This is a genomic window from Tepidimonas ignava (assembly GCF_004342625.1).
Taxonomy (GTDB): domain Bacteria; phylum Pseudomonadota; class Gammaproteobacteria; order Burkholderiales; family Burkholderiaceae_C; genus Tepidimonas; species Tepidimonas ignava.
Genome location: NZ_SMAH01000009.1, coordinates 78,938 through 102,957, shown reverse-complemented (window position 1 = coordinate 102,957; position 24,020 = coordinate 78,938). Strand labels below are relative to the sequence as shown.

Genomic DNA, 24,020 nt, shown 5'->3' with positions numbered 1-24,020 from the left:
CTACAGTGGCGGGGTGAACCGCTCTGCCTCGACCGCCCCGGGCGCCGCGCCCGGCCATGGCAACGCCCGCAGCATCGCCGCCATGCTGGTGGCGGTAGCGTTTTTCGCGCTGATGGATGTGGTGCTCAAGCTGCTGGGGCAGCACTACCCGGCCGTCCAGGTTGCCGCGCTGCGCGGCTGGACCGCGCTGCCACTGGTGCTGGCCTACCTGGCAGCGCGGCGCAGTTGGGCGCATGTGTGGCGCGTGCGCTGGCCGCTGCACGCGCTGCGGGGCGTGCTGGCCGTGGTGATGCTGACCAGCTTCACCTGGAGCCTGCAGACGCTGCCGCTGGCCAACGCGTACACGCTGTTTTTCGTGGCGCCGCTGCTGATCACGCTGCTGGCCATTCCCCTGCTGGGCGAGCGCGTGCCGCGCGCGCACCTGGGCAGCGTGGTGGCGGGGTTGGTGGGCGTGGTCATCGCGCTGCGGCCGGTGCCAGGGGCCTTTTTGGGTTGGGCGGGGCTGGCGGTGCTGCTCAGCGCCGCGTGCTACGCGGCCTCGGTGGTGCTGGGGCGGCTGGCGTGCCGCACCGACGCCCCCGACAGCCTGGTGTGGTGGTCGATGGTGGCGCTGGCCGTGGGCGGCACCGCGTTGGCCTGGCCCCACTGGCAGCCGGTGCAGGCGCAGCACGCCGGCTTGCTGGTGGCGCTGGCCGTCACCGGTTTCATCGCGCAATTGGCCATCACCGAGGCGTTTCGCCACGGCCAAGCCAGCGCCGTGGCGCCGTTCGAATACAGCGCGCTGCTGTGGGGCGTGGCGCTGGACGCGCTGCTGTGGCGGGTGTGGCCCGACGGCTACACGCTGCTGGGCGCGGCGGTCATCGTGGCCGCGGGCCTGTACCTGCTGCGCCACGAGCGGCTGCACGCCCAGCGCGACGTGCACACCGGCACCCCCCACCCCTGAGGTTGCCCGCAGGCCGCGGACCTTGGCTCAGTCCTCCGTCACCGGCCACGCCACACCCTGATCGGTCAGGATCGCGTCCAGCGGCACATCGTGCGGCTCCGGTTGCAGCCAAGGCACGAAGGCGCAGGCGTAGGCCAGGCCCACCGTCACCGGGCGTGGCTGCAGCGCGGCCAGCGTGCGGTCGTAAAACCCGCCGCCGTACCCCAAGCGGTAGCCCGCCGGGCCATAGCCGACGCAGGGCACGAACAGCAGCGTGGGCTGCACCACCTCGGTGTCCTTGGGCTTGGGGATGCCGTAGGCGTCCTCTTCCATCGGACAGCCCGGGTACCAGACGTGAAAGCGCAGCGTCTTGGCCACCTTGTCGATGACCGGTAGCGCGATGCGACGACGCTGTCGCGCCACCCGCGCATCCTCGACGTCGGCCGCCTCCTGCCAACGGTGCAGTGCCGGCAGCGGGTCGAACTCGCCCTTGATTGGCCAGTAGGCCCCCACCACCGTGTCGTCGCGTCCGACCATCCACACCCGCATGACGCGCTGCAGGGCCTCGTTACGCGCCAGCCGGTCGCCCAAGCGCTCACGCTCGGCCACCAGTTTGCGCCGCCAATAGGCCTTGCGTTCAGCCGGGTCGTGCGGTTCAGGCTGGCGCGCGGGGTCAAGCTTGTCCATAATCACCCTCATGGCTGGCTGCTGGGTTCGCTCCATCTTAACCGCGTGCCGCGCCGCGCTCGTGGGCTTGGTGGGTGCGGTGTGGCTGGCCGCCCACGCCACGCCCCCCGATGACGACGCGGTGCGCCAGGCGCTGCTGGCGATGCGCGACGCCGCCGCCCGCGGTGACGTGGCCCGGCTGGACGCACTGCGCCCGCAGGTGCACGGTGACCTGACCGAGCCGCTGGCCGATTACTGGTGGATGCGCGCCCAGCTCGACCGTGCCAACCCCGCCGACGTACGCGCGGTGCTGCAGCGCTGGAGCGGCACCTACTGGGAAGACCGGCTGCGCAACGACTGGCTGCGCGTGCTGGGCGCGCGCGCCGATTGGGACACGCTGCTGACCGAAGCCGGCGCCTACCGCATGAACGACGACGCCGAGGTGCGCTGTTATGTGGCGCTGGCGCGGCTGGAGCGTGGCTTGGCGCCGCCGCAAGAGCTCGCCCCGGTGGTGCAGCAGGCCTGGCTGGCGCAGCGCAACGCCGAGCCAGGTTGCGCCCAGGCCGCCGGGCGGCTGATCGCCATCGGCGCGCTGCCGGCCGAGGTCGCGTGGCAGCGCGCGCGCCTGGGCGTGGAGGCCGGCCGGCTGGCGGTGGCGACCCAAGCCGTCGCGTTGCTGGAGCCGGCCTGGGTACCGGTGGTGCAACAGGCCTACAACCAGCCGCAGCGCTACCTGGACGACAAAGTGACCGCGGTGCGCCAGCGCACCAAAGAGGTCGTCACGTTGGCGCTGATCCGGCTGGCCAGCCTCGACCCCCAGGCGGCCGCGGACGAGGCCCAGCACCTGCGCTGGCGCGCCCAGCTCACGCCGCAGGAGCGCGGCTGGGTGTGGGGCGCGATTGGGCGGCGTGCCGCGCTGCGGCTGGACGGCCAAGCGCTGTCGTACTTCGAGCGCACGTGGGAGGTGGAGCTGCCGGCTGAATGGCGCGCGTGGCACGTGCGCGCGGCGCTGCGCGCGCAGGCCTGGCCCGTGGTGCTGCGCGCCATCGAGCGGTTGCCGGCGGCACGGCAGGAGGAGGCGGTGTGGACCTACTGGCGCGCGCACGCCCTGCAGGCCACCGGTCAACCCGAGCAGGCGCGCGCGCTGCTGCAGCGCGTGGCGGGGCCCGAAGGCTTTTATGAACAACTGGCGCTGGAAGCCCTGGGCCAGCCCGTGACCTTGCCCGCCACACCGCCGCCCCCCACCGCCGACGAAGCCGCCACGGTGCGCGCCAACAGCGGGCTGCAGCGGGCGCTGCGGCTCATCGAGTGGGGCCTGCGCAACGAGGGTGTGCGCGAATGGCACTACGAAGTCGCGCTGCACACGCCGGGCGGGCTGCCCGAGCGTCTGCTGCTGGCCGCGGCCGCCTGGGCGTGCGAGCGCGCCGTGTGGGACCGCTGCATCAACACCAGCAGCCGCACGCGCCAGCAGGTCGACGTGGCGCAGCGCTACCCCATGCCGCTGCGCGACCTGGTGGAGCCGCGCGCGCAGACCGTGGGGCTCGACCCCGCCTACGTCTACGGCCTGATCCGGCAGGAAAGCCGCTTCGTCACCGACGCGCGCTCCGCCGTCGGCGCCAGCGGACTGATGCAGGTCATGCCCGCCACGGCGCGCTGGACGGCGCGCAAAATCGGCCTGCAGGGCTTCGAGCCACAGCACCTGCACGACCCCAGCACCAACGTCACCATCGGCACCGCGTACCTGAAGCTGGCGCTGGACGAGTTCGAAGGCTCGATCCCGTTGGCCGCAGCGGCCTACAACGCCGGCCCGGGACGCGCGCGCCAGTGGCGTCAAGGCCCGGTGCTGCCGGCGCCCATTTGGATCGAAAATATCCCCTTCGACGAGACACGGGACTACGTCCAGCGGGTGGTGGCCAACACCGTGGTGTACGCCGCTCGGTTGACCGGGCAGCCCCAACGGCCCTCCGAGCGGCTGGCGCCGATCGGGCCGCGGCTGACCACGGCGCGCGGCTTCGACCCCAGCATGCCGTGAACGGACAGGTCCCGTGCCATCATCCCACAACGCCGTGAGGACACCATGAAGAAAGTGCTCGTGCTGGGCGGCACCGGATTCGTCGGCCGCCACGTTTGTGAACACCTCAACCGCCTGGGCGTGCGCGCCACCGTGCCCACGCGCCATCCCGAGCACGCCAAGGCCGTGCAAACGCTGCCGATGGTGGACGTCATCCACACTGACGTGCACCACGACCGCTGCCTCGAGTGTCTGCTGCGCGGCCACGATGCGGTGGTCAACCTGATCGCCATCCTGCACGGCAGCGCGCGCCAGTTCGAGCAGGTGCACGTCGCGCTGCCGCAGCGCGTCGCCGAGGCCATGCTGGCCGCCGGTGTGCCGCGGCTCGTGCACGTCAGCGCGTTGGGGGCCAACCCCCACGGCCCTTCGCGCTACCTGCGCAGCAAGGGCGAAGGCGAAGCGGCGCTGCAGGCCATGGCCTCGGCGGGGCTGCACCTGACGGTGCTGCGCCCCAGTGTCATTTTCGGGGCGGAAGACCGCTTCCTCAACCTGTTTGCCCGGCTGCAGCGCACCCTGCCGCTGGTGCCGCTGGCCGGCGCCGACGCCACGTTCCAACCGGTGTGGGTGGGCGATGTGGCCCAGGCCATCGTGACCTGCCTGCAGCGCCCCGACACCATCGGCCAAACCTACGAGGCCGTGGGTCCGCAGGTTTGGACCCTGGCGGAGCTGGTGCGGCTGGCGGGACGGCTCAGTGGCCACGAACGCGCGGTGCTCCCGCTGCCGCGGGCGCTCGGGTATTTCCAAGCGCTGCTGATGGAGCTGCTGCCGGGCGAGCCGCTGTTGACCACCGACAACCTGCGCTCGATGGAAGTGCCCAACGTGGCCAGCGGCACCTTGCCCACGCTGACCGCGCTCGGGCTGCAGCCGGCGGCGGTGGAACCGGTGGCGGCGCGTTACCTGGACGACGACGGCGCCGCCGACCCCTTGATCGGCCTGCGCCGCACCGCGCACCTGCGACGCTGAGCGCCGGCGCAGCCACGCCCCCCAAAAAAGAAGCCCGGGGTGCGGCGAGCGCCGCACCACCGGGCCGGACCCACGCGGGTTACCCCCACGCCAGAGAGAGCGCCGCGCGACATCCCCATACCGCGCGGCGTCCTGCCACCCCACCCCCCAAGGGGTGGGCGCGTCAGAACTTGCGGCTGTACTGCAGCCCGAAACCGTTTTGGTGCATGCCGATGCGCGTGCCGGTCGGGTTCATCGCGCCAGACATGAAGTCCACGCTGGGCCCCACCACGTTCTCACGCTTGCCATGCCACAGCGCGAACGTCCACTCGCTGGCCTTGTCCGGCGCGTAGGTGGCCCCGAAGGTGATGTGCTTGCGGATCACGCCTGGCGCCAGGATGTTGAACATCGCGTCCTGCGCGCGGATCGGGTTGTCGCCTTGGTTGTAGCCGGCGCGCAGCGTCCACTGCGGGTTGAGCTGCCACTGCACACCCAGCTTGACGACGTTGACGTCACGCCAGCCAAAACCGGGGCCGTCTGCCGCGCCCAGCGGTTTGCCCGCCATCACCTGGCTCAGGCTGCCGTTGGCAATCGAGGGCACGCCGCCGTAGTTGATGCGCGTGGCGTCCAGCGCCACCGTCACCGCGGGCGTCACCTGCACGGCCACGCCCACGCCAAAGTTTTCGGGGATGTCAAAGTCACCGCCGCCGGCGAACAAGCCCTTGTACTTGTCGAACTTGCTCATGCTGACCTTGGGCGAGTACGCCACCCCGACGTTGACACGGTCGCCCAGCTTGCCAAAGTACCCCAGGCGCACGCCGACGCCAGTGCTGCTGTCTTTGCCGCGGTTGCTCACGTCCCCAGGGGACTGCGACATCATCGCAAAGCCTTGGATGCCGTAGGCCTCGAAGCGCTGCAGCACCAGCAACGGCGAGATGCCCAGCGCGTGACCCTCGGCGACCTGGTACGCCAGCGTCGGCGCCACGATCAGCTGCATCAGGTCCACGCCCAGCTTGCCCTGCCCACCCAGCAGGTTGACACCGTTGGGAAACGGTGCGTACGAGGTGTTCATGCCACCGTTGCCGTACACCGTCAGCCCCAGCGCCAGGCGCTCGGACAGCTTGACGTTGTAGCCGAACTCGGGGATCAGGAACGCGGTCTTGCCGCTTTCCACCACCGGCGTTTGGCCAACGAACTGCGCATCGCGGTACGGCCGGAAAATCTCCGCCCCGACGTCCCAGCGGTTGCCCACAAACGCCGCGGCGGCCGGGTTGTTGACGCCGGCAAAGCCGTCCTGCGCCATCGCGATCGAGGCGCCCCCCATGCCTTTGGCCTTGAGTCCAAAGCCGTGCGGGAAGTAGCCGTTGGTGGCATGCGCCCACGGCGCAGCCACCAGCAGCGCGGCCAAGGCGATGGAATGGCGCACAGGCCAGCGGTTGCATGTCGTCATCGATGTCTCCTCGGTGGTTGGGGTGGGTTGGTCTCTCGGTCAGAATTCACCCTTGGCGGCGCGGTCGATGATCTGGTACATCGCTTCGCGCACGCTCCAGGCCTCCTCCTTCAGCGGCGATGGCAGCTTGCGGCCCATCTTGACCATCATGTCCATGTTGAGGGTGTACAGGTACAGCCCGTCGGGGCGTTCCACCAACGACACACGGCACGGCATGTAGGCCGACATGGCCGGACTGAAGTCCGCCATACGGCGCGCGATCGTGGGGCTGCAAAACTGGTAAATCGTCAGCACCGGTTCCTTCTTGCCCGAACGCGCTTCCAACTCCTTGGACAGCGGCAGCGTGCCAACATCGCGGATGTTGTGCTCGGTGGCCACCATCTTGATGATTTGCTCGACCTCGGCAACAGTCAGACCCGGCTTGACCTTGCGCTCCCACGTCGTGGCCACCGCGATGTCGCCTTCGCCCTCGATCCAGCGGTCCCACATCCTCATCGCCTCGGCACCGGCGCCATCCTCCAGCTTGCCGATCGTGGCCAGGGTGCCGCACCCTCCCAAGGTCAGCGTCGTCGCCAAAGCCCCCAAACCCAGCGCCACGCGGCGCCATCCTGTCGATCGTGTCAGCATCATCACGCACTCCTCGCCCCCCGGTGGGGCTTTGCGAAAAATCAAACGATGCCCGCAGCGTAAGGGGATAGAGCCCGCCATGCCATCCGGTTTTACCCTAGGGGGTAGGGTGTTTACAACACAATGCCGGCGCAAGCGCCCAGCGGCGTCGCCGACGACCACGCAAACGCCGGTTTTTTTTGGCACACTGCCGCGGTGTCCATTCGCACCCTGCCTTGGGGAACCACGATATGAGCGATCAGCCCAGCACCGGCTCTTGCAGCCCCGCCCCTCAACCCAGTGGCGCGGGCCATGGCGGCTCGCGCTACCGCAGCGAGCACCAGCGCGACGTCATCAACCGCTTGAAGCGCATCGAAGGCCAGGTGCGCGCGCTGATCGAGATGGTCGAAGCCGGGCGCCCTTGCGAGGACGTGGCGCAGCAAATGTCCGCCGCGCGCAAAGCCATGGACAAGGCATTTTTCCGCATGATGGCGTGCTCGGTGATGGAATCGGTCGCCGTGGCCGACGACGAGACGCTGCGCGAGGTCGAGCGCTCCACGCGCATCCTGGAAAAGTACGCCTGAATGCAAACCTACCTGGTGGGTGGCGCGGTGCGCGATGGCCTGCTGGGCCACTTTCACCGCGTGCACCGCCTGCCCGACGGCAGCGTGCACGCCGACCGCGACTGGGTGGTGGTGGGCGCCACACCCCAGCAGATGGTGGCGCAAGGCTACTTACCGGTCGGGCGCGACTTTCCGGTCTTTTTGCACCCGCGCACGCGCGAAGAGTACGCGCTGGCGCGCACCGAGCGCAAGACCGCGCGGGGCTACCACGGCTTTGCCTTTTACGCCGCGCCCGACGTGACGCTGGAGCAGGACTTGGCGCGGCGCGACCTCACCATCAACGCCATCGCCTTGCCCGCCGAGGCGCTGCGCCCGGATGGCAGCTTCGACCCCGACGACCCGCGGCTGGTGGACCCCTACGGTGGCCGGCGCGACCTGGCCGCCAAGGTGCTGCGGCACGTCACCCCCGCGTTTGCCGAAGACCCGGTGCGCATCCTGCGCATCGCGCGCTTCGCCGCCCGCTGGCCCGACTTCGGCATTGCGCCCGAGACGCTGGCGCTGATGCAAACGATGGTGGCGCACGGCGAGGTGGACCACCTGGTGCCCGAGCGGGTGTGGCAGGAGCTGGCCCGCGGCCTGATGGAGCAGCGCCCCAGCCGCATGTTCGAGGTGCTGCGCACCTGTGGGGCGCTGGCGCGTCTGCTGCCGGAGCTGGACCGTCTGTGGGGCGTGCCGCAACGGGCCGACCACCACCCCGAGGTCGACACCGGGGTGCACGTGATGATGGTGCTGGACATGGCCGCGCAGTTGCGCACACCGCTGGCGGTGCGCTGGGCCTGCCTGTGCCATGACCTGGGCAAGGGCACCACGCCGCCCGACGTGCTGCCGCGCCACCTCGGGCACGAAGGCCGCAGCGTGCAACTGGCGCGCGAGGTGGGCCGACGCTGGCGTGTGCCACGCGAATGCCAGGAACTGGCCGACGTGGTGGCGCGCGAACACGGCAACATCCACCGCTGCGAGGCGCTCAGCCCCGCGGCCACGCTGCGCTTGCTGCAGCGCTGCGACGCGCTGCGCCGCCCCGACCGCTTCGAGCAGGTGTTGCTGGCGTGCGAGTGCGACGCGCGCGGCCGCCTGCACCATGCCGAGCGCGCCTACCCCCAGGGCGCGCACCTGCGCCGCGCGCTGCACGCGGCGTTGGCGGTGGACACGGCCGCCATCGCGCGCGACGTGCAAGCGCGTCACCCCCAGGCGCGCGATCAAGGACTGCGCATCGGCGCGGCCATCGACCACGCGCGCCAGCAGGCCATCGCGCAGGCGCTGGGCAAGCCGACCGGGGGATGACGCGGTTGGCCACTCACCGCCGCGACGCCAGCGCCGCTTGCACCCAGCGCACGATGTCGGCTTGCCCCATCGCACCCGGCTGGCGCGCCACCTCGCGGCCGCCGACGAACAGCGCCAGCGTCGGGATGCTGCGGATGCCCAACTGCGCCGCCAACGCCTGCTCCTGCTCGGTGTTGACCTTGGCCAGGCGCACGTGCGGCTCCAGGTGGCGTGCGGCGGCCTCGAAGTGCGGCGCCATCATGCGGCATGGCCCACACCAAGGGGCCCAAAAGTCGACCAGCACCGGGATGTCGCTGCGGGTGACGTGACGCTCGAACGCCGCGGCGTCCAGCGACACCGGGTGGCCGGTGAACAGGGCCTGGTGGCAGCGCCCGCAGTCCGGCGCAGACCCGAGTTGGTCGGCGCGCACGCGGTTGGTGGTGTGGCAGTGGGGGCACACGATGTGCAGGGTGTCGGCGGTGGGGTTCATGGCGGGTTCTCCAGCGGTTCGATCGGGCGGCGCGCCCGGGGGGGCGTCAACCGGTACGCCCGTGCAGGTGGGGACGGTTGGCGCTGGCTTCAAGAGATACCCACCCGGGTAACAAGAACCAGATCGAAGGTTCTGCGGGGCCGCCGCCGCCCTGCCGTCACAACCAGCGCGCCAGCGCCGCCGCCAGCAGGCTCAGCAGCAACGTGCTGGCCAGCGGGATGAACCAGGTGCGCCCGAACAACTGAAATTCGAAATCGCCCGGCAGACGGCCCAGCCCCAGACGCCGCAACCACGGCCACAGGCCGTTGATCAGCACCAGGGCGAGCAACGTAACCAGCAGCCAGCGCAGCATCGGCGGACTCCCCGGGGTCGGGCGCTCATAACGTGTGGGTGCGGTCACCCGCCGCGAACCCCATGGGCACCCAGCCCGCGCAACAGGCCGACGGCGCCACCATGATGGCCTTGAACAGCTCGCCCATCTCGTGCTCGTGCACCAGTTTGAGCGTCATGGCACGCTCGGCCAGCGGCGCATCGTCCAGCCCGTCGAGCACGCCCGCGTTGAGCAAAAAGCGCCCCTGGCTGGTGTAGCCCAGCACCTCCAAGCCGGCGTCCTGCGCCGCCAGCGCGATGCCGGTGAAGTTGACGTGCGCGGTGATGTCCTTGGCCCCGACGTCCACCAGCGGCTCGGCGTCGGCGCGGTGGGCGCGGTGGCACATCAGCGTGCCTTGGCTGCGCTGCGGGTGGTAGTACTCGCGCTCGGGAAAGCCATAGTCGATGAACAGCGCCACACCGCGGCGCAACCGCTCGGCCAGCGAGCGCACGAACGCCTCGGCCTGGGGGTGGATCTCGGTCAGGTAATCGTGCTCGCCGTCAACCTCGACGGGCGGGCGCAGGTCGGTGGGACGGTCGGACCATACGAAGCGGCCAGCCGGCGTGTCCCAGGTCACCCCTCGTTCGTGCCATACACCCCCACGGCGGTGCAGCAACGTCACCGGCATGGCGTCCAGCACCTCGTTGCCCAGCACGACGCCCTCGATGGCCGCTGGCCAGCGCGTGTGCCAGTGCACCCGCGCGCGCCAGGGCGCCAGGCGCTGCGCCTGGCGCGCCTGCAGCCCGCCCGACACTTCCACGATGTGGTACGTCACGTGCGCCAGCCCCGCCGCGTCCAGACCGGCGAGCAACTGCGCCGCCAGCGTGCCGTCACCGGCGCCAAACTCCCACACGTCGTGGGTGCCGCTGGCCTGCAGCGCCTGCGCCACCTGCCGCGCCAGCGCCGCGCCAAAGCGCGCACTGACCAGCGGCGCGGTGACGAAGTCGCTGCCATCGTGCGGGTGGGCACCGAAGATGCGCGCGCCGCGGGCGTAGTAGCCCACCCCCGGGGCGTAGAGCGCCAGGGCCATGAAGCGCTCGAACGGCAGCCAGCCACCCGCCTCGTGCAGCGCGGCCCGCACCACCCCCGCGGCAGGGGCTTGCGCGGGGTCGGCACACGCCCCGTCGCCCTCATTCGCTATAGTCAATGGCATGTTGTGTTCATCCAGCAGTACCCGACGCTTGCGGACCGCACCAACCCCGATTGTGCGCGACAACGCCGCCGGCGGACCACCCACCCGCCACGCCCAACGGCCCACCGGGAGGCACGATGGACGCTGAGCACGAGCGCCCGCGGTGGGTGCTGATCACGGGAGCGGCCGCGCGGCTGGGACGCGAGCTGGCGCTGGCGTTCGCGCAAGCCGGTTGGTCGGCCGTCGTGCACCACCGGCACTCGCACGCCGCGGCCGAGCAGTTGGTGGCGCAGCTCCACGCGATGGGCGGGCAGGCGCTGGCCGTGCAAGCCGACCTGGCCGACGCCCACCGCACCGACCGGCTGCTGGACGAACTGCCCGACGACGTCGGCACGCACCTGTACGCGCTGATCAACAACGCCTCCGAGTTCACGCCCGACACCGGCTGGGACGAGGGACGCGAGCGGCTGCAGCGCTTGCTGGACGTCAACCTGCTGGCGCCGCTGTCACTGACGCAGCAACTGGCGCGCCGCATCCGTGCGCGGGGTCAACCCCACCCCTGGGCGTGCGCCGTGCACATCCTGGACCAGAAGGTGCACAACCTCAACCCCGACTATTACAGCTACACCCTGACCAAGCTGGCCCTGGAGCGCGCGGTGGGGCTGCAGGCCCAGGCGCTGGCGCCGTGGTTGCGGGTGTGCGGCGTGTCGCCGGGGCTGTGCTACGTCAGCGGCCCGCAAACCGAGGACAACTTCGAGCGTGCGCGCCGCGTGAATTTGCTGCGCCAGCCGCTGCAGCCGGCCGCCGTGGCCGCGGCCGTGGTGCACATGGTGCACAACCCGGCGCTGACGGGCTGCGTGCTGCCGGTGGACAACGGCCAGCACCGCCTGGGGTTGGCGCGCGACGTGATGTTCGCCGTGGACCTGGGGCTGGCGCCATGAGCACGACGTCCGCGTTGCTGGCTTTTGCCGCGCTGCGCCCCGACCTGGCCCAGCGCGGTCGGGTGCTTTCGCTGCAGGGGCTGCAACTGCCGGTGCGCATCGGGGTGCACGATTTCGAGCGCGGTGGCCCGCAACGCATGCGCTTCGACGTCGATGTGTGCGTGGACCTGCAGCGCGCGCACGCCCGCACCGACCGCTTGTCCGACACGTTCGACTACGATGCCATCCGCGACATGATCCGCCACCTGGTAACGCAACAGCACTTCGAGCTGCAAGAAACCCTGTGCGACGCCATCCTGGCGTGGCTGTTGCAGCAGCCGGGCGTGTTGGCCGCGCGCGTGCGCACCGCCAAGCCCGACGTCTACCCCGACTGCGAAGCGGTGGCCGTCGAACGCGTCGGATTGCGACCATGACCGAACCCGTGCAACACAAAATCGGCCGCCAGGTGCTGGCGCTGACCGGCCTGCGCTTTCACGCCAACCTGGGCATCCTGGCGCACGAGCGTCAGGGCCCGCAGCCCATCCAGGTGGACGCCGAGCTCAACCAAGGCTGGCAGCCGCTGCAGCCGCACGACGACGACATCCACCACGTGTTGGACTACCGCAAGGTGCGCCAGATCATCATCGACGAGTGCACCGCCGAGCATGTCAACCTGCTGGAGACGCTCATCGGCAAGCTGGCCACGCGGCTGCTGCAGTTGCCCGGCGTCATCGGGGTGCGGGTGCGCATCGCCAAGCTGGAAATCTTCGACGACTGCGAGGTCGCCATCCGCATGGAATGCGGGCAGTGGTGAGCGCCCCGGCACGGTTTGCGGGACAATGCGCGCATGGACATCGCGTTTGAAAACCGCAAGCTCGAAAAGCGCTTGTGCCGCTTGGTCGGCCAGGCCATCGACGACTACCGCATGATCGAAGATGGCGACCGCGTGATGGTGTGCCTGTCCGGCGGCAAGGACAGCTATGGCTTGCTGGACATCTTGATGCGGCTGCAGCGGCGCGCGCCGGCGCGCTTTGAGCTCATCGCGGTCAACCTGGACCAGCGCCAGCCTGGCTTTCCGGCCGACGTGCTGCCCAACTACCTGCGCACGCTGGGGGTGCCGTTCCACATCGAAACGCAGGACACCTACTCGATCGTCAAAAAGGTCATCCCCGAAGGCAAGACCATGTGCAGCCTGTGCAGCCGGCTGCGCCGTGGCATCCTGTACCGCGTGGCGCGCGAGCTGGGCGCGACCAAAATCGCGCTGGGGCACCACCGCGACGACATCCTGCAAACGCTGCTGCTCAACATGTTTTTCGGCGCCAAGCTCAAGGGCATGCCGCCCAAATTGGTCAGCGACAACGGCGAGCACGTCGTCATCCGGCCGCTGGCCTACGTGCCAGAAAAGGACCTGATCCGTTGGGCCGAGGTGCGCCAATTCCCCATCATCCCGTGCAACCTGTGCGGCAGCCAACAGCACCTGCAGCGCAAGCAGGTGGGTGACTTGCTGCGCGAGTGGGACAAGCGCTACCCTGGCCGCATCGACAACATGCTGCGCGCGCTGCAAAACGTGGTGCCCAGCCACCTGATGGACCGCGGCTTGTACGACTTTGCCGCGGTGCGCGCCACCGGCCGGCCCGAGGCGGAGGGCGATCTCGCGTTCGATGACGAGCCGCTGACCATGCCCGACGCGCACGACGCGACGGACGAGGCGCCCATGGCCGCGCGGCGCATCGTGACCCTTACCCCGCAGGACGCTTGACGATGGGCGGTTGGCGACCCTCGGTGCGCAGCGCGCTGGCCGCGGGCCTGGCGCTGGCGCTGCTGGCGCTGGGCGGTTGCGCCAGCACGCTGCGGCTGGAACACACCGTCAACAGCCAGCCCGCGTGGCGCGCCGACGCGCGGCCGGCCCCCGGCGACCGCTACGTGTTCGAGCGCCTGCCCTCACAGCGCAGCGGCGACACGGCGCGCGAGCAGGACCAGCTCGAAGCCATCGCCACCGAGGTGCTGGCCGGCCACGGCCTGCAGCGCGACGAAGCGGCCAGCGGCGCCGCCGCCAGCGCCGTGCCCTGGGGCGTGCAGCTCGTGGCGCGCTCGGTCAAGTACCCCTACGCGCCGTGGGACGCGCCCGACCTCCGTCCCGGGTGGGTGCCCTACGGGCAGGTGATGGTGGGCCGCGGCGTCGTCAGCTCGATCGGGTTGCAGTGGCACCTGCGCCCGCCGTACTACGTGCGCGAGGTCGCGCTGACCGTGCGCGACCGCCGCAGCGGTGAAGTGGTCTATGAAACCCGCGCCACCCAGGATGGCCCGTGGGCCGACACGCCGACGCTGTGGCGTGCGCTGTTGAGCGCCGCGCTGGACGGGTTTCCGCAGCCGCCCAGCGGGCCGCGGCGGGTGGTCATCGAGCAACCTCGCTAGCAAACGCTGCCAAGCCCGCCGCCGGAGCGAGGCTACCCCGCGCCGGCAGCCCCAGGCAGGGTCACGCCACCGCCAACGCCTCGCTGCCCGCCAGCACCTTGCGCAGCGTGTCGGCCAACTCCTTGGCCGCGAACTTGGCCACGTAGGCGTCGGCCCCGGCGCGTTGCACGTGTTTTTCGTTGGTGTCGCCGGTCAGCGACGAATGGATCACCACCGGCACCGCGCGCAGCAGCGGGTCGGCCTTGATGTTGCGCGTCAGCGTAAAGCCGTCCATCTCGGGCATTTCCAGGTCGCTGAGCACCACCGCCACGCGCTCGTGGATCGGCTGGCCCTTGGCGCGGCAGTCGGCCGCGATCTCTTGCAGCACGCTCCACGCCTCCTGGCCCGACTTGGTCATGATGAAGGGCAACCCCAGCGCCTTGAGCTCGGCTTCGATCATGCTGCGCGCGACGAACGAGTCGTCCGCCGCCAGCACCACCGCGCCCGGCCGCAGCCGCACCGCCGGGCCAACCTTGTCCTGCGCCACCTCGACCGCGTCGCTGGGCATGACCTTTTGCAAAATGGACTCCACGTCCAGGATCTGCACCAGCTTGGTGCCCCCCTGGCCGTCGTCGATGCGGGCGATGCTGGTCACCAAGCCACGCGCCACCGACGCCGTGTTGTCCGCCGACAGAATCTGGTTCCAGTCCAGCCGCACGATATCTTCCACCGACTCGGCCGCAAAGCCCTGGGTGGAGCGCGCGTACTCGGTCACCAGCATCAGGTTGAGGCCCGTCTCGGGCGTGCAGCCCACCACCGCCGGCAGGTCGATCACCGGGATGACCTGCCCGCGCAGGTTGACCATGCCCAGCACGTGCTGCGGCGCGCCCGCCATCGCGGTGATCTGCGGCATGGCCACGATCTCGCGAATCTTGAACACGTTGATGCCGAACAGCTCCGACTGCTCCTTGCCCGGCGCCTTGCCAAGGCGGAACAGGAGCATCTCGAACTTGTTGGAGCCGGTCAGGTTGGTGCGTTCGTCGACTTCTTTTTGAAATGCGCTGCTGCTCATGGGGCGGCCCGAAGGGGTGACGAAAAACCGGCAACCGCCGGCACGTTACCATTCTAGGCTGCGACAACAGGCCACGTAAACCCCACGATGCACGCCACCCGTATTTTGGCCATCCGCCATGGCGAGACCGCCTGGAACCGCGACGCGCGCATCCAGGGGCAACTGGACATCCCCCTCAACGACACCGGGCGCTGGCAGGCCGCGCGGGTGGCCTCGGCGCTGCGCCACGAGCCGATCACAGCCGTCTACAGCAGCGACCTGGGCCGTGCGCGCGACACCGCCGCACCGCTGGCGCAGGCGCTGGCGCTGCCCCTGCGGCTGGACGAAGGCCTGCGCGAGCGCTGCTTTGGCGCCTTCCAAGGCCGCACCTGGGCCGAGCTGGAGCAGGAGCACCCCGACGTCGTGCGCGCCTGGAAAACCCGTGTGCCGGACTACGCGCCCCCCGGCGGCGAGTCGCTGCTGGCGCTGCGCGAGCGCGTCGAAACCACCTTCGCGCGCCTGGCGGCGCAGCACCTGGGCGAGCAAATCGCCGTCGTGGCGCACGGTGGGGTGCTGGACATCCTGTACCGTGCCGCCGCCCGCGTCGACCTGCAGGCGCCACGGGCGTGGGCCATGGGCAACGCCGCCATCCACCGCGTGCTGTGGAGCCCCGACGGCGGCTTTGCGCTGCTGTCGTGGGGCGACACGCGCCACCTGGACGAGGCCGACGAAGCCGGCCCGCTGGACGAGCGCGCCGCCGCCTGACGACCTGCGCACGGGATCGGCGTTAGGGACCGCCGGTGTCGTCGAACAGGCCACCCGCCTGCGCCGGCGGCGCCACCCCCAGGTGCCGGTACGCCGCCAGCGTGGCGCAGCGCCCGCGCGGCGTGCGCTGCAAATAGCCTTGCTGGATCAGGTAGGGTTCGATGACGTCTTCGATCGTGCCCGGCTCTTCGCCGATGCTGGCGGCGATGTTGTCCAGCCCCACCGGGCCGCCGTCGAATTTGTGGATGACCGCCTCCAGCAGACGGCGGTCCATCAGGTCCAGCCCCAGCGGGTCCACATCCAGCATCGCCAGCGCCCGGCGCGCGATGTCCTGCGTGATGACGCCGCGGCCCTTGACCTCGGCGTAGTCGCGCACCCGGCGCAGCAGCCGGTTGGCGATGCGCGGCGTGCCGCGCGAGCGGCGCGCGATCTCCAGCGCCCCCTCCGGCTCGATCGGCGCACCCAGCAGCCCTGCCGAGCGCGTCACGATGCGCGCCAGCTCCTCGGCCGTGTAAAACTCCAGCCGCGCCACGATGCCGAAGCGGTCGCGCAGCGGGTTGGTCAGCATGCCCGCGCGCGTGGTCGCCCCCACCAGCGTGAACGGCTGCAGGTCCAGCTTGATCGAGCGCGCCGCCGGCCCCTCGCCGATCATGATGTCGATCTGGTAGTCCTCCAGCGCCGGGTACAGGATCTCCTCCACCACCGGCGACAGGCGGTGGATCTCGTCGATGAACAGCACGTCGTTGGGCTCGAGGTTGGTCAGCAGCGCCGCCAGATCCTTGGGCTTTTCCAGCACGGGGCCGCTGGTGACGCGCAGGTTCACCCCCAGCTCGTGCGCGATGATGTGCGACAGCGTCGTCTTGCCCAGCCCCGGCGGCCCGAACAGCAGCACGTGGTCCAGCGCCTCGCCGCGCTTTTTGGCCGCCCCGATGAAGATCTCCAACTGCTCGCGCACCTTGGCCTGCCCGACGTACTCGTCCAGGCCTTTGGGCCGCAGCGCGCGCTCCAGCGCCTCTTCGCGCGCCGACTCCGGCACCGCCGCCACCAACCGCTGGCGCGGCGCCAGACCAAAGTCATCGGTTTCGATGGTCATGCCGCCTTACCCCTTGGACAGCGCCTTGAGCGCGAGTTTGATGCCCTCGCTAACCCCCACGTCCGCCGGCAGGGCCTTGAGGGCCGCCGCCGCTTCACGTTCGCTGTAGCCCAACGCCAGCAGCGCTTGCTGGATGTCGGTGTGCGCGTCGCCCACCGGGGCGGCGGTGGCGCCGGCGTCGGCCAGGTCCGGCGCGAGTTTGCCGCGCAACTCCAGCAGCAGCCGCTCGGCGGTTTTTTTGCCGATGCCGGGGATGCGCGTCAGGCGCGCCGCCTGCTGCTGGGCCACGGCCTGCGCCAGCTCCGCCACGCTCAGGCCCGACAGCACCGCCAGCGCCGTGCGCGGCCCCACGCCACCGACCTTGATCAGCTCCCGAAAGGCGCTGCGCTCGGGCGCGCTGGCAAAGCCGTACAGGATGTGCGCGTCCTCGCGCACCACCAGGTGCGTCAACAGCACCACCGGCTGCCCCGTGGCGGGCAAGTTGCAAAAGGTGCTCATCGGCACTTCGACCTCGTAGCCCACACCGTGGCAGTCCACCACGATCATCGGGGGCTGCTTGTGCAGCAGCGTGCCGCTGAGTTGGCCTATCATGGATGCTCTTTCACACGTGCTTTGCCAGTCCAACGGGGATTATCCGCTTTGATCCTGCGCCACGCCTTCGCCCCCGCCGACAGCACCCGCCTGGCCCACCTGTGCGGGCCGCTGGATGCGCACCTGCGCACCATCGAGGCCGCGTTGCAGGTGCGCGTGCAGCACCGCAGCGGGCATTTTCGTGTCGAGGGCCGCAAGGCGGCGGCCACCCAGGCCATGGAGGTGTTGCAGGCGTTGTACGAGCTGGCGCGCGACCCCATCGCGCCGGAAACCGTGCAGTTGATGCTGGTGGGCGACGGCCCCGACGCCGCGCCCGACCCCACGGTGCCGGTGCTGCACACCCGCCGCGGCGACGTGCGCGGCCGCACCGCCAACCAGCAGCGCTACCTGGCCGCCATCGCGGCGCACGACATCACGTTTGGCATCGGGCCGGCGGGCACCGGCAAAACGTACCTGGCCGTGGCCTGCGCGGTGGACGCGCTGCAGCGCAGCGCCGTGCAACGGCTGGTGCTGACCCGCCCCGCGGTCGAGGCGGGCGAGCGGCTGGGCTTTTTGCCGGGCGACCTGGCGGCCAAAGTGGACCCGTACCTGCGGCCGCTGTTCGACGCGCTGTACGACCTGATGGGGTTCGAAGCGGTGCAAAAGGCGCTGGAGCGCCAGCAGATCGAGATCGCGCCGCTGGCCTTCATGCGCGGTCGCACGCTCAACCACGCCTTCGTGATCCTGGACGAGGCGCAAAACACCACGCCGGAGCAGATGAAGATGTTTCTGACGCGCATCGGCTTTGGCTCCAAGGCCGTGGTCACGGGCGACGTCAGCCAGATCGACCTGCCGCGCTCGCAACTGTCGGGCCTGATCGACGCCGAACGCGTGCTCAAGCGCGTGCCTGGCATTGCGTTTGCACGCCTGACCAGCGCCGACGTCGTGCGCCACCCGTTGGTGGCGCGCATCGTCGATGCCTACGAAGCCCGTCCCCCCGCCACCGCCCTGTGAAGGCCACCCCATGCCACGCGCCCTGCCGCCGCTGACATTGTCGCTGCAATTCGCCCGCTTCGAGGGGGTGGAGGCGCACCGCGCCGCGCTGCCCCGCCACCAGGTGGCACGCTGGCTGCGCCACGCGCTGCAGGGGCCGGCCGAGCTGACCGTGCGCATCGTCGACGAGGACGAAGGCCGCTCGCTCAACCGCACCTGGCGCCACAAGGACTACGCCACCAACGTGCTGACGTTCGATTACGAGCGCGCGCCGGTGGTGCTGGCCGACCTGGTGCTGTGCGCCCCGGTGGTGGCGCGCGAAGCGGCGGCGCAGGGCAAAACGTTGGCGCAGCACTACGCCCACCTGCTGGTGCACGGTGCGCTGCACGCCCAGGGCTGGGACCACGAAACCAGCGAGGCCGACGCCGAAGCGATGGAAGCGCGCGAGATCGCCATCCTGGCCGGGCTGGGCTTGCCCAACCCGTACGGCCAGCGCAGCTGTTGAGCCGGTCTCTGGATACGCCGGGACAAGCGGGGGCCGGGTGGCTCATGGCTCCCTCGCGGGCAGGCCGTAAAGCTCGCGGGCGGCCGCCCGCAAACTCGCTTCGCTCGGACATGCGGGCGGCTAGTCGCCCGCTTCGCTAACGGCCTGCGCCGCTCGTCCGCAAATCGCCGCCCGGCCCCCGCTTGCCCCGGTGTCGTCGGCCTCACCAACGCGTTGGAGGGCCGACGGGCCAAGCCGCGCCGGCTGCGGCCCAGCGCGGCGCGTGCCGCGTCAAAGCAGGTCGCGCGGGTCGTCGAAGTGCGCCTCGACGTCGCCCGGCAGCAGTTGGATCGTGGCGCGCAGCCCCGGCACTGCGCTCATCAGCGCCTGCTCGACGCTGGCGCGCAGCGCCGCCGCGCGGCGCAGGCTCCAGTCGGGCGGCAGGTGCATGTGCACGTCCACGTAGCAGCGCTGCCCGGCCTTGCGCGTGTGCAGGTGATCAAAGCGCACGATGGTGCTGCCGCCACGGCGGTGTTCGAACCCGCGCAGCACCTGCTCGATGGTGGCGCGCACCTCGGGTTCGACCGCCTGGTCCATCAGCCCCTGCCCGGCCCGCCACACCAGGCCCACGCCTTCGCGCACGATGTTGGCCGCCACCGCCAACGCCAGCACCGGGTCGAGCCACTCCCAGCCGGTCAGCGCCACCAGCGCCAGCCCACCGATGACGCCGGCCGAGGTCCACACGTCGGTGAACAGGTGGCGCGCGTCGCCCTCCAGCGCCTGCGAGCGGTGCACGCGCGCGGCGCGCAGCATCACCGCCGCCAGCAGCCCGTTGAGCACGGAGCTGGCCACCGACAGCGCCAGCCCCCAGTCGAGCTGCTGCAGCGGCTGCGGGTGCAGCAACCGGTCCACCGCGGTCCAGCCGATGGCCAGCGCCGCCACGACGATCAAAATGCCCTCGAACCCGGCGGAAAAATACTCCGCCTTGTGGTGCCCGTAGGGGTGGTCGTCGTCCGGGGGCGCGGCCGCCACCGTCACCATCCACAGGCCGAAGGTGGCGCCAGCCAGGTTGACCAGCGACTCCAGCGCGTCCGACAGCAGCCCCACCGAGCCGGTCAGCCACCACGCCCCGGTCTTGAGCGCGATGGTGGCCAGCGCCACCGCCACCGACGCCGCCAGCAAACGCTGCGGGGTCAGGCGCTGCCACAGGCCGGTGGCTGCCATCACATCCCCCTTCAGGCCAACGTGACGCGGGCGAACTTGCGCTTGCCCACCTGCACCACGTAGGTGCCGGCAGCCAGCTTGAGCGCGCGGTCGGACACCACCGCCCCGTCCACGCGCACGCCCCCGCCGTCGATGAGACGGTTGGCCTCGCTGGTGGACGGCGCCAGCCCCGCTTGCTTCAGCAGCACCCCAATGCCCAGCGGCGCGCCCTGCAGCGACACCGAGGGGATGTCGTCGGGCACACCACCGCGCGCGCGCAGGTGAAAGTCCTCCTCGGCGCGCGCGGCCGCCGCCGTGCCGTGAAAGCGCGCGGTGATCTCGCGCGCCAGTTCGAGCTTGGCCTCCTTGGGGTTGCGCCCTTGCGCCACCTGCTGCTTGAGCGCTTCGATCTCGGCCAACGGGCGCAGCGACAGCAGCGTGTACCAGCGCCACATCAGCTCGTCGCTGATCGACAGCACCTTGGCGAACATCGTGTTGGCGTCTTCGGTGATGCCGATGTAGTTGCCCTTGGACTTGGACATCTTCTCGACACCGTCGAGCCCCTCCAGCAGGGGCATGGTCAGGATGCACTGCGGCTCCTGCCCGTACTCCTGCTGCAGGTGGCGGCCCATCAGCAAGTTGAACTTCTGGTCGGTGCCGCCCAGCTCCAGGTCGGCGCGCAGCGCCACCGAATCGTAGCCTTGCATCAGCGGGTACAAAAATTCGTGGATCGAAATGGGCACCCCGGCCTTGAAGCGCTTGGTGAAATCGTCGCGCTCCATCATGCGCGCCACCGTGTACTTGGCCGCCAGTTGGATCATGCCGCGCGCGCCCAGCGCGTCGCTCCACTCGCTGTTGTAGCGGATTTCGGTGCGCGCCGGGTCCAGCACCAGGCTGGCCTGCCGGTAGTACGTTTCGGCGTTGGCCTTGATCTGCTCGGGCGTCAGCGGCGGGCGCGTGCTGTTGCGCCCGGACGGGTCGCCGATCAGGCTGGTGAAGTCGCCGATCAAAAAAATCACCTGGTGGCCAAGGTCTTGCAACTGGCGCATCTTGTTCAGCACCACCGTGTGGCCCAGGTGGATGTCGGGCGCGGTGGGATCCAGCCCCAGCTTGATGCGCAGCGGCTGCCCCGTGGCTTCGCTGCGGCGCAGCTTGCGCACCCAGTCGGCCACGGGCAACAGCTCTTCGCAGCCGCGCAGCGTCGTGGCCAGCGCGGCGTGCACAGCGTCGGAAGCGCCTTGCAGCGCCTCGGCGGCGGCCGCGTCGGCGGCCAACACTGTTGAAATATCCATGAGGGTTTACCCAGATGACGGCCGGCGGTCCCCGGCTATACTTGCGCGATCGGCCGGCGCCACGCCGCGCCGCGTGGCTGGCCCAACGGCGCCAGCTGCGTGCGCCCGATTGTAGTCGGCCACCTCCCCGTCCCCCTAAGCCGCCGTGGATGCGCGCTCCACCACGCACCCTAGGCCGCTGCGTGGGGGCTGTCACCGCACGCCCCCCGCGACGACGAGACGTTGTGCATGAAAGAAACAATCGAGTTGCTACGCCGCTGGCTGCAACGCCACCCCCGTGCCGGTGTGGCGGCGCTGGCGGTGCTGTTGATGGGCACCGGGGTCACCGCGTTTGGCACCGACTCGCTGGACACCGCGATCGAGCGGTTACCGCAGCAGCAAGTCACCGAGGCGCTGCCGCTGACCCCGGACGTTGCCGCGGCCGCCGAAGCGCCCGCGCCGTTTGTGCTGTACCGCACCGAGCTGACCCGACACGACGACACCCTGGCCACGCTGCTGCAACGCCTGGGCGTGCGCGACAGCGCCGCGGCCGAGTGGCTGCGCCGCGACGCGCGCATCGCGCAACTGTGGGGCGGCCAGGCGGGCAAGCGCGTCAGCGCCGAAGTCGACGACGACGGGCGGCTGCTGCGCCTGAGCGCGCGCTGGCTGCCCAAGACCGACGCCACGCGCTACGAACAGTTGGTCGTGCAGCGGGACGGTGCCGGGTTTGTCGTGCACCAAGATAGCCTGGCACCACAGGCCACCGTGCGGCTGGCCAGCGGCGTCATCCGCAGCTCGCTGTTTGCCGCCGCCGACGCGGCCGGTCTGCCCGACAGTGTCGCCAGCCAATTGGCTGATTTGCTGGGCGGCGAGATCGACTTTCGCCGTGACCTGCGCGCGGGCGACCGCTTCGAGGTGGTTTACGAGGCCCTGGAAGCCGACGGCGAGGTGCTGCGCTACGGCCGGCTGCTGGCAGCGCGCTTCGTCAACGCCGGGCGCGAACATGGCTTGGTGTGGTTCGAGCCGCCCTCGGGTGGGCGCGGGGCTTACTACAACTTCCGCGGCGAAAGCCTGGCACGCGCGTTTTTGCCCTCGCCGCTGGCGTTCACGCGTGTCAGCTCCGGCTATGGCATGCGCTTTCACCCGGTGTACGGTGACCGCCGCGCCCATATGGGCGTGGACTACGCCGCCCCCACCGGCACGCCGGTGCGCAGCGTGGCCGACGCGGTGGTGGCGTTCGCTGGCTGGCAGCGCGGCTACGGCAACGTCGTCATCCTGCAGCACAAAAACAACCGCAAGACGCTGTACGCACACCTGAGCCGCATCGACGTGCGTAAGGGTCAGCGCGTCGAGCAAGGGCAAACGGTCGGCGCCGTCGGTGCCACCGGCACCGCCACCGGCGCGCACCTGCACTTCGAGTACATGGTCGGCGGCCAGCACCGCGACCCACTGACCATCGCGCGCGACAACCCCAGCGGTGAGCCGCTCGAAGCGCGTCACCGCCCAGCGTTCCAGCAAACCGCCAGCGCGATGCAAAGCAAGCTCGACGCGGCGCGCTGGATCGTGCAAGCCAGCGCCGAATGAGTGCCGCGCCGCTGCGGTGCATCGGGTTGATGTCCGGCACCTCGCTGGACGGGGTGGACGGTGTCATCGTCGCGTGGGACGCCCAGGAGGGCGGCTCGGCAGGGCGCGTCGTCGCGCACGTGCATCAACCGATGCCCGAGGCGCTGCGCGCGGCGCTGCTGGCGCTGCAAACCCCGGGGCCCAACGAGCTGCACCGCGCGCAGCAAGCGGGCGTGGCGCTGGCCGAGGTGTACGCCGGGGTCGTGCATGCCCTGCTGGCCCGCAGCGCGCTGCCGGCGTCGGCCATCGCCGCCATCGGCGCACACGGCCAAACGGTACGCCACCTGCCGCCAGGTCACCCAGCGCTGGGCACCGACGAGGCCCCGTACACGCTGCAACTGCTGGCGCCGGCCTGGTTGGCCGAGCGCACCGGTATCGCGGTGGTGACCGATCTGCGCAGCCGCGACATCGCCGCGGGTGGCCAAGGCGCGCCGCTGGTGCCTGCGTTTCACCGCGCGGCCTTTGGCACGCCGGGGCAGGCGGTGGCGGTGGTCAACATCGGCGGCATCGCCAACGCCACGCTGCTGCGCGCCAACGGCACGGTAACCGGCTTCGACACCGGTCCCGGCAACGTGTTGCTGGATGGCTGGTGCCAACGCCACACGGGCCAACCCTACGACGCCGACGGTGCCTGGGGCCGCCAGGGCCACCCCGACGCGGCGCTGCTGCAAGCGCTGCTGGCCGACCCCTGGCTGGCACGCCGCGGCCCGCGCAGCACCGGGCGCGACCGCTACCACCTGGACTGGCTGGACACCGTGTTGCGCCAACACCCCGGCCTGCGCCCCGCGGATGTGCAGGCCACGCTGGCGGCGTTCACGGTGGGAACGGTGGTTCAGGCGCTGATGCACGCCGACTGGGGCCCCGACGGCCCCGGCAGCCTGCAGCGGGTGCTGGTGTGCGGCGGTGGTGCGCGCAACCGGCAGCTGATGAACGGCTTGTCCGAGCGGCTGTCGCCCGTGCCGGTGGAACCCACCGACCTGCACGGCTGGCCGGCCGAGCAGGTCGAAGCGGCGGCGTTCGCGTGGTTGGCGGCCCAGCACCTGCGCGGCGCCGCCGGCAATGTGCCCGAGGTCACGGGCGCCGCCGGCCCACGGGTGTTGGGCGCGCTGTACCCCACCTGA

General features: G+C 70.6%; 26 protein-coding genes. 15 read left to right on the top strand and 11 right to left on the bottom strand.

Features of this window, described 5'->3' with window-relative positions:
- Positions 1-13: 13 nt before the first annotated feature.
- Complete coding sequence (locus EDC36_RS08370) at positions 14-943, top strand: DMT family transporter (RefSeq protein ID WP_243646531.1); 930 nt, start codon at positions 14-16, stop codon at positions 941-943.
- Between the two features lie 27 nt (positions 944-970).
- Here the strand turns inward: EDC36_RS08370 and EDC36_RS08365 are convergent, their stop codons facing one another.
- Positions 971-1,609, bottom strand: coding sequence for a 5-formyltetrahydrofolate cyclo-ligase (locus EDC36_RS08365; RefSeq protein WP_132962803.1), 639 nt, complete (start codon positions 1,607-1,609; stop codon positions 971-973).
- Between the two features lie 10 nt (positions 1,610-1,619).
- On the opposite strand from EDC36_RS08365, the gene EDC36_RS08360 reads away from it, so the two are divergent.
- Both EDC36_RS08360 and EDC36_RS08355 read left to right on the top strand, forming a co-directional pair.
- Positions 1,620-3,620 carry a lytic transglycosylase domain-containing protein gene (locus tag EDC36_RS08360; protein WP_132962802.1) on the top strand — a complete coding sequence of 667 codons (2,001 nt, stop codon included), beginning with the start codon at positions 1,620-1,622 and terminating at the stop codon, positions 3,618-3,620.
- 45 nt (positions 3,621-3,665) lie between these two features.
- On the top strand, positions 3,666-4,622 hold the full coding sequence (locus tag EDC36_RS08355; RefSeq protein ID WP_132962801.1) for a complex I NDUFA9 subunit family protein: 957 nt from the start codon (positions 3,666-3,668) through the stop codon (positions 4,620-4,622).
- Positions 4,623-4,785: 163 nt separating this feature from the next.
- On the opposite strand, the gene EDC36_RS08350 is transcribed toward EDC36_RS08355, so the two are convergent.
- Together EDC36_RS08350 and EDC36_RS08345 are read right to left on the bottom strand one after the other, a co-directional pair.
- Entirely contained in the window at positions 4,786-6,051 is a 1,266-nt protein-coding gene (locus tag EDC36_RS08350; protein ID WP_132962800.1) for an OmpP1/FadL family transporter, read from the bottom strand.
- Positions 6,052-6,090: 39 nt separating this feature from the next.
- Complete coding sequence (locus EDC36_RS08345; RefSeq protein WP_243646530.1) at positions 6,091-6,681, bottom strand: DUF302 domain-containing protein; 591 nt, start codon at positions 6,679-6,681, stop codon at positions 6,091-6,093.
- 227 nt (positions 6,682-6,908) lie between these two features.
- Here EDC36_RS08345 and EDC36_RS08340 point away from each other — a divergent pair, with 227 nt between their 5' ends.
- Positions 6,909-7,241 carry a metal-sensitive transcriptional regulator gene (locus tag EDC36_RS08340; RefSeq protein WP_132962799.1) on the top strand — a complete coding sequence of 111 codons (333 nt, stop codon included), beginning with the start codon at positions 6,909-6,911 and terminating at the stop codon, positions 7,239-7,241.
- The gene (locus tag EDC36_RS08335; RefSeq protein ID WP_132962798.1) at positions 7,242-8,561 is read left to right on the top strand and encodes a multifunctional CCA addition/repair protein; all 1,320 of its coding nucleotides are present in this window, start codon (positions 7,242-7,244) and stop codon (positions 8,559-8,561) included.
- A gap of 13 nt (positions 8,562-8,574) precedes the next feature.
- Here EDC36_RS08335 and trxC read toward each other — a convergent pair whose 3' ends face one another.
- The 3 genes from trxC to EDC36_RS08320 form a co-directional block, all read right to left on the bottom strand.
- A complete protein-coding gene (trxC, locus tag EDC36_RS08330; protein WP_132962797.1) occupies positions 8,575-9,030 on the bottom strand; it encodes a thioredoxin TrxC in 456 nt (151 codons plus the stop codon).
- 157 nt (positions 9,031-9,187) lie between these two features.
- On the bottom strand, positions 9,188-9,382 hold the full coding sequence (locus EDC36_RS08325) for a DUF2905 family protein (protein ID WP_132962796.1): 195 nt from the start codon (positions 9,380-9,382) through the stop codon (positions 9,188-9,190).
- Positions 9,383-9,407: 25 nt separating this feature from the next.
- Positions 9,408-10,553: a class I SAM-dependent methyltransferase gene (locus EDC36_RS08320; RefSeq protein ID WP_132962795.1), complete on the bottom strand. Its 1,146-nt coding sequence runs from the start codon at positions 10,551-10,553 to the stop codon at positions 9,408-9,410.
- A 116-nt stretch (positions 10,554-10,669) separates the two neighbouring features.
- Here EDC36_RS08320 and EDC36_RS08315 point away from each other — a divergent pair, with 116 nt between their 5' ends.
- Genes EDC36_RS08315 through EDC36_RS08295 form a run of 5 tightly spaced genes read left to right on the top strand, consistent with a single transcriptional unit; the run spans position 10,670 to position 13,867 of the window.
- Positions 10,670-11,473, top strand: a complete 804-nt coding sequence (locus tag EDC36_RS08315; RefSeq protein WP_132962794.1) for an SDR family NAD(P)-dependent oxidoreductase — start codon at positions 10,670-10,672, stop codon at positions 11,471-11,473.
- The gene (locus EDC36_RS08310) at positions 11,470-11,886 is read left to right on the top strand and encodes a dihydroneopterin aldolase (RefSeq protein ID WP_132962793.1); all 417 of its coding nucleotides are present in this window, start codon (positions 11,470-11,472) and stop codon (positions 11,884-11,886) included. The genes EDC36_RS08315 and EDC36_RS08310 overlap by 4 nt, the downstream gene beginning before the upstream one ends.
- Entirely contained in the window at positions 11,883-12,266 is a 384-nt protein-coding gene (locus tag EDC36_RS08305; protein WP_132962792.1) for a dihydroneopterin aldolase, read from the top strand. Before EDC36_RS08310 ends, EDC36_RS08305 begins: the two co-directional genes overlap by 4 nt.
- Before the next feature lie 33 nt (positions 12,267-12,299).
- Positions 12,300-13,211: a tRNA 2-thiocytidine(32) synthetase TtcA gene (ttcA, locus tag EDC36_RS08300; protein ID WP_132962791.1), complete on the top strand. Its 912-nt coding sequence runs from the start codon at positions 12,300-12,302 to the stop codon at positions 13,209-13,211.
- A 2-nt stretch (positions 13,212-13,213) separates the two neighbouring features.
- A complete protein-coding gene (locus EDC36_RS08295) occupies positions 13,214-13,867 on the top strand; it encodes a hypothetical protein (RefSeq protein WP_132962790.1) in 654 nt (217 codons plus the stop codon).
- A gap of 61 nt (positions 13,868-13,928) precedes the next feature.
- Here EDC36_RS08295 and EDC36_RS08290 read toward each other — a convergent pair whose 3' ends face one another.
- Complete coding sequence (locus EDC36_RS08290; RefSeq protein ID WP_132962789.1) at positions 13,929-14,918, bottom strand: chemotaxis protein; 990 nt, start codon at positions 14,916-14,918, stop codon at positions 13,929-13,931.
- A gap of 87 nt (positions 14,919-15,005) precedes the next feature.
- Here EDC36_RS08290 and EDC36_RS08285 point away from each other — a divergent pair, with 87 nt between their 5' ends.
- Entirely contained in the window at positions 15,006-15,662 is a 657-nt protein-coding gene (locus tag EDC36_RS08285) for a histidine phosphatase family protein (protein WP_132962788.1), read from the top strand.
- Between the two features lie 22 nt (positions 15,663-15,684).
- On the opposite strand, the gene ruvB is transcribed toward EDC36_RS08285, so the two are convergent.
- Together ruvB and ruvA are read right to left on the bottom strand one after the other, a co-directional pair.
- The gene (ruvB, locus tag EDC36_RS08280) at positions 15,685-16,755 is read right to left on the bottom strand and encodes a Holliday junction branch migration DNA helicase RuvB (RefSeq protein ID WP_132962787.1); all 1,071 of its coding nucleotides are present in this window, start codon (positions 16,753-16,755) and stop codon (positions 15,685-15,687) included.
- A 6-nt stretch (positions 16,756-16,761) separates the two neighbouring features.
- Complete coding sequence (ruvA, locus tag EDC36_RS08275) at positions 16,762-17,346, bottom strand: Holliday junction branch migration protein RuvA (protein WP_132962786.1); 585 nt, start codon at positions 17,344-17,346, stop codon at positions 16,762-16,764.
- A 48-nt stretch (positions 17,347-17,394) separates the two neighbouring features.
- Between ruvA and EDC36_RS08270 the strand changes: the two genes are divergently transcribed.
- Together EDC36_RS08270 and ybeY are read left to right on the top strand one after the other, a co-directional pair.
- On the top strand, positions 17,395-18,339 hold the full coding sequence (locus EDC36_RS08270; protein ID WP_132962785.1) for a PhoH family protein: 945 nt from the start codon (positions 17,395-17,397) through the stop codon (positions 18,337-18,339).
- 10 nt (positions 18,340-18,349) lie between these two features.
- The gene (ybeY, locus tag EDC36_RS08265; protein ID WP_132962784.1) at positions 18,350-18,823 is read left to right on the top strand and encodes an rRNA maturation RNase YbeY; all 474 of its coding nucleotides are present in this window, start codon (positions 18,350-18,352) and stop codon (positions 18,821-18,823) included.
- Positions 18,824-19,093: 270 nt separating this feature from the next.
- Here ybeY and EDC36_RS08260 read toward each other — a convergent pair whose 3' ends face one another.
- Together EDC36_RS08260 and tyrS are read right to left on the bottom strand one after the other, a co-directional pair.
- Positions 19,094-20,026, bottom strand: coding sequence for a cation diffusion facilitator family transporter (locus tag EDC36_RS08260; protein WP_132962783.1), 933 nt, complete (start codon positions 20,024-20,026; stop codon positions 19,094-19,096).
- 11 nt (positions 20,027-20,037) lie between these two features.
- A complete protein-coding gene (gene tyrS / locus EDC36_RS08255; protein WP_132962782.1) occupies positions 20,038-21,297 on the bottom strand; it encodes a tyrosine--tRNA ligase in 1,260 nt (419 codons plus the stop codon).
- 228 nt (positions 21,298-21,525) lie between these two features.
- Between tyrS and EDC36_RS08250 the strand changes: the two genes are divergently transcribed.
- Positions 21,526-22,860, top strand: coding sequence for a M23 family metallopeptidase (locus tag EDC36_RS08250; protein ID WP_132962781.1), 1,335 nt, complete (start codon positions 21,526-21,528; stop codon positions 22,858-22,860).
- The gene (locus EDC36_RS08245) at positions 22,857-24,020 is read left to right on the top strand and encodes an anhydro-N-acetylmuramic acid kinase (RefSeq protein ID WP_132962780.1); all 1,164 of its coding nucleotides are present in this window, start codon (positions 22,857-22,859) and stop codon (positions 24,018-24,020) included. The genes EDC36_RS08250 and EDC36_RS08245 overlap by 4 nt, the downstream gene beginning before the upstream one ends.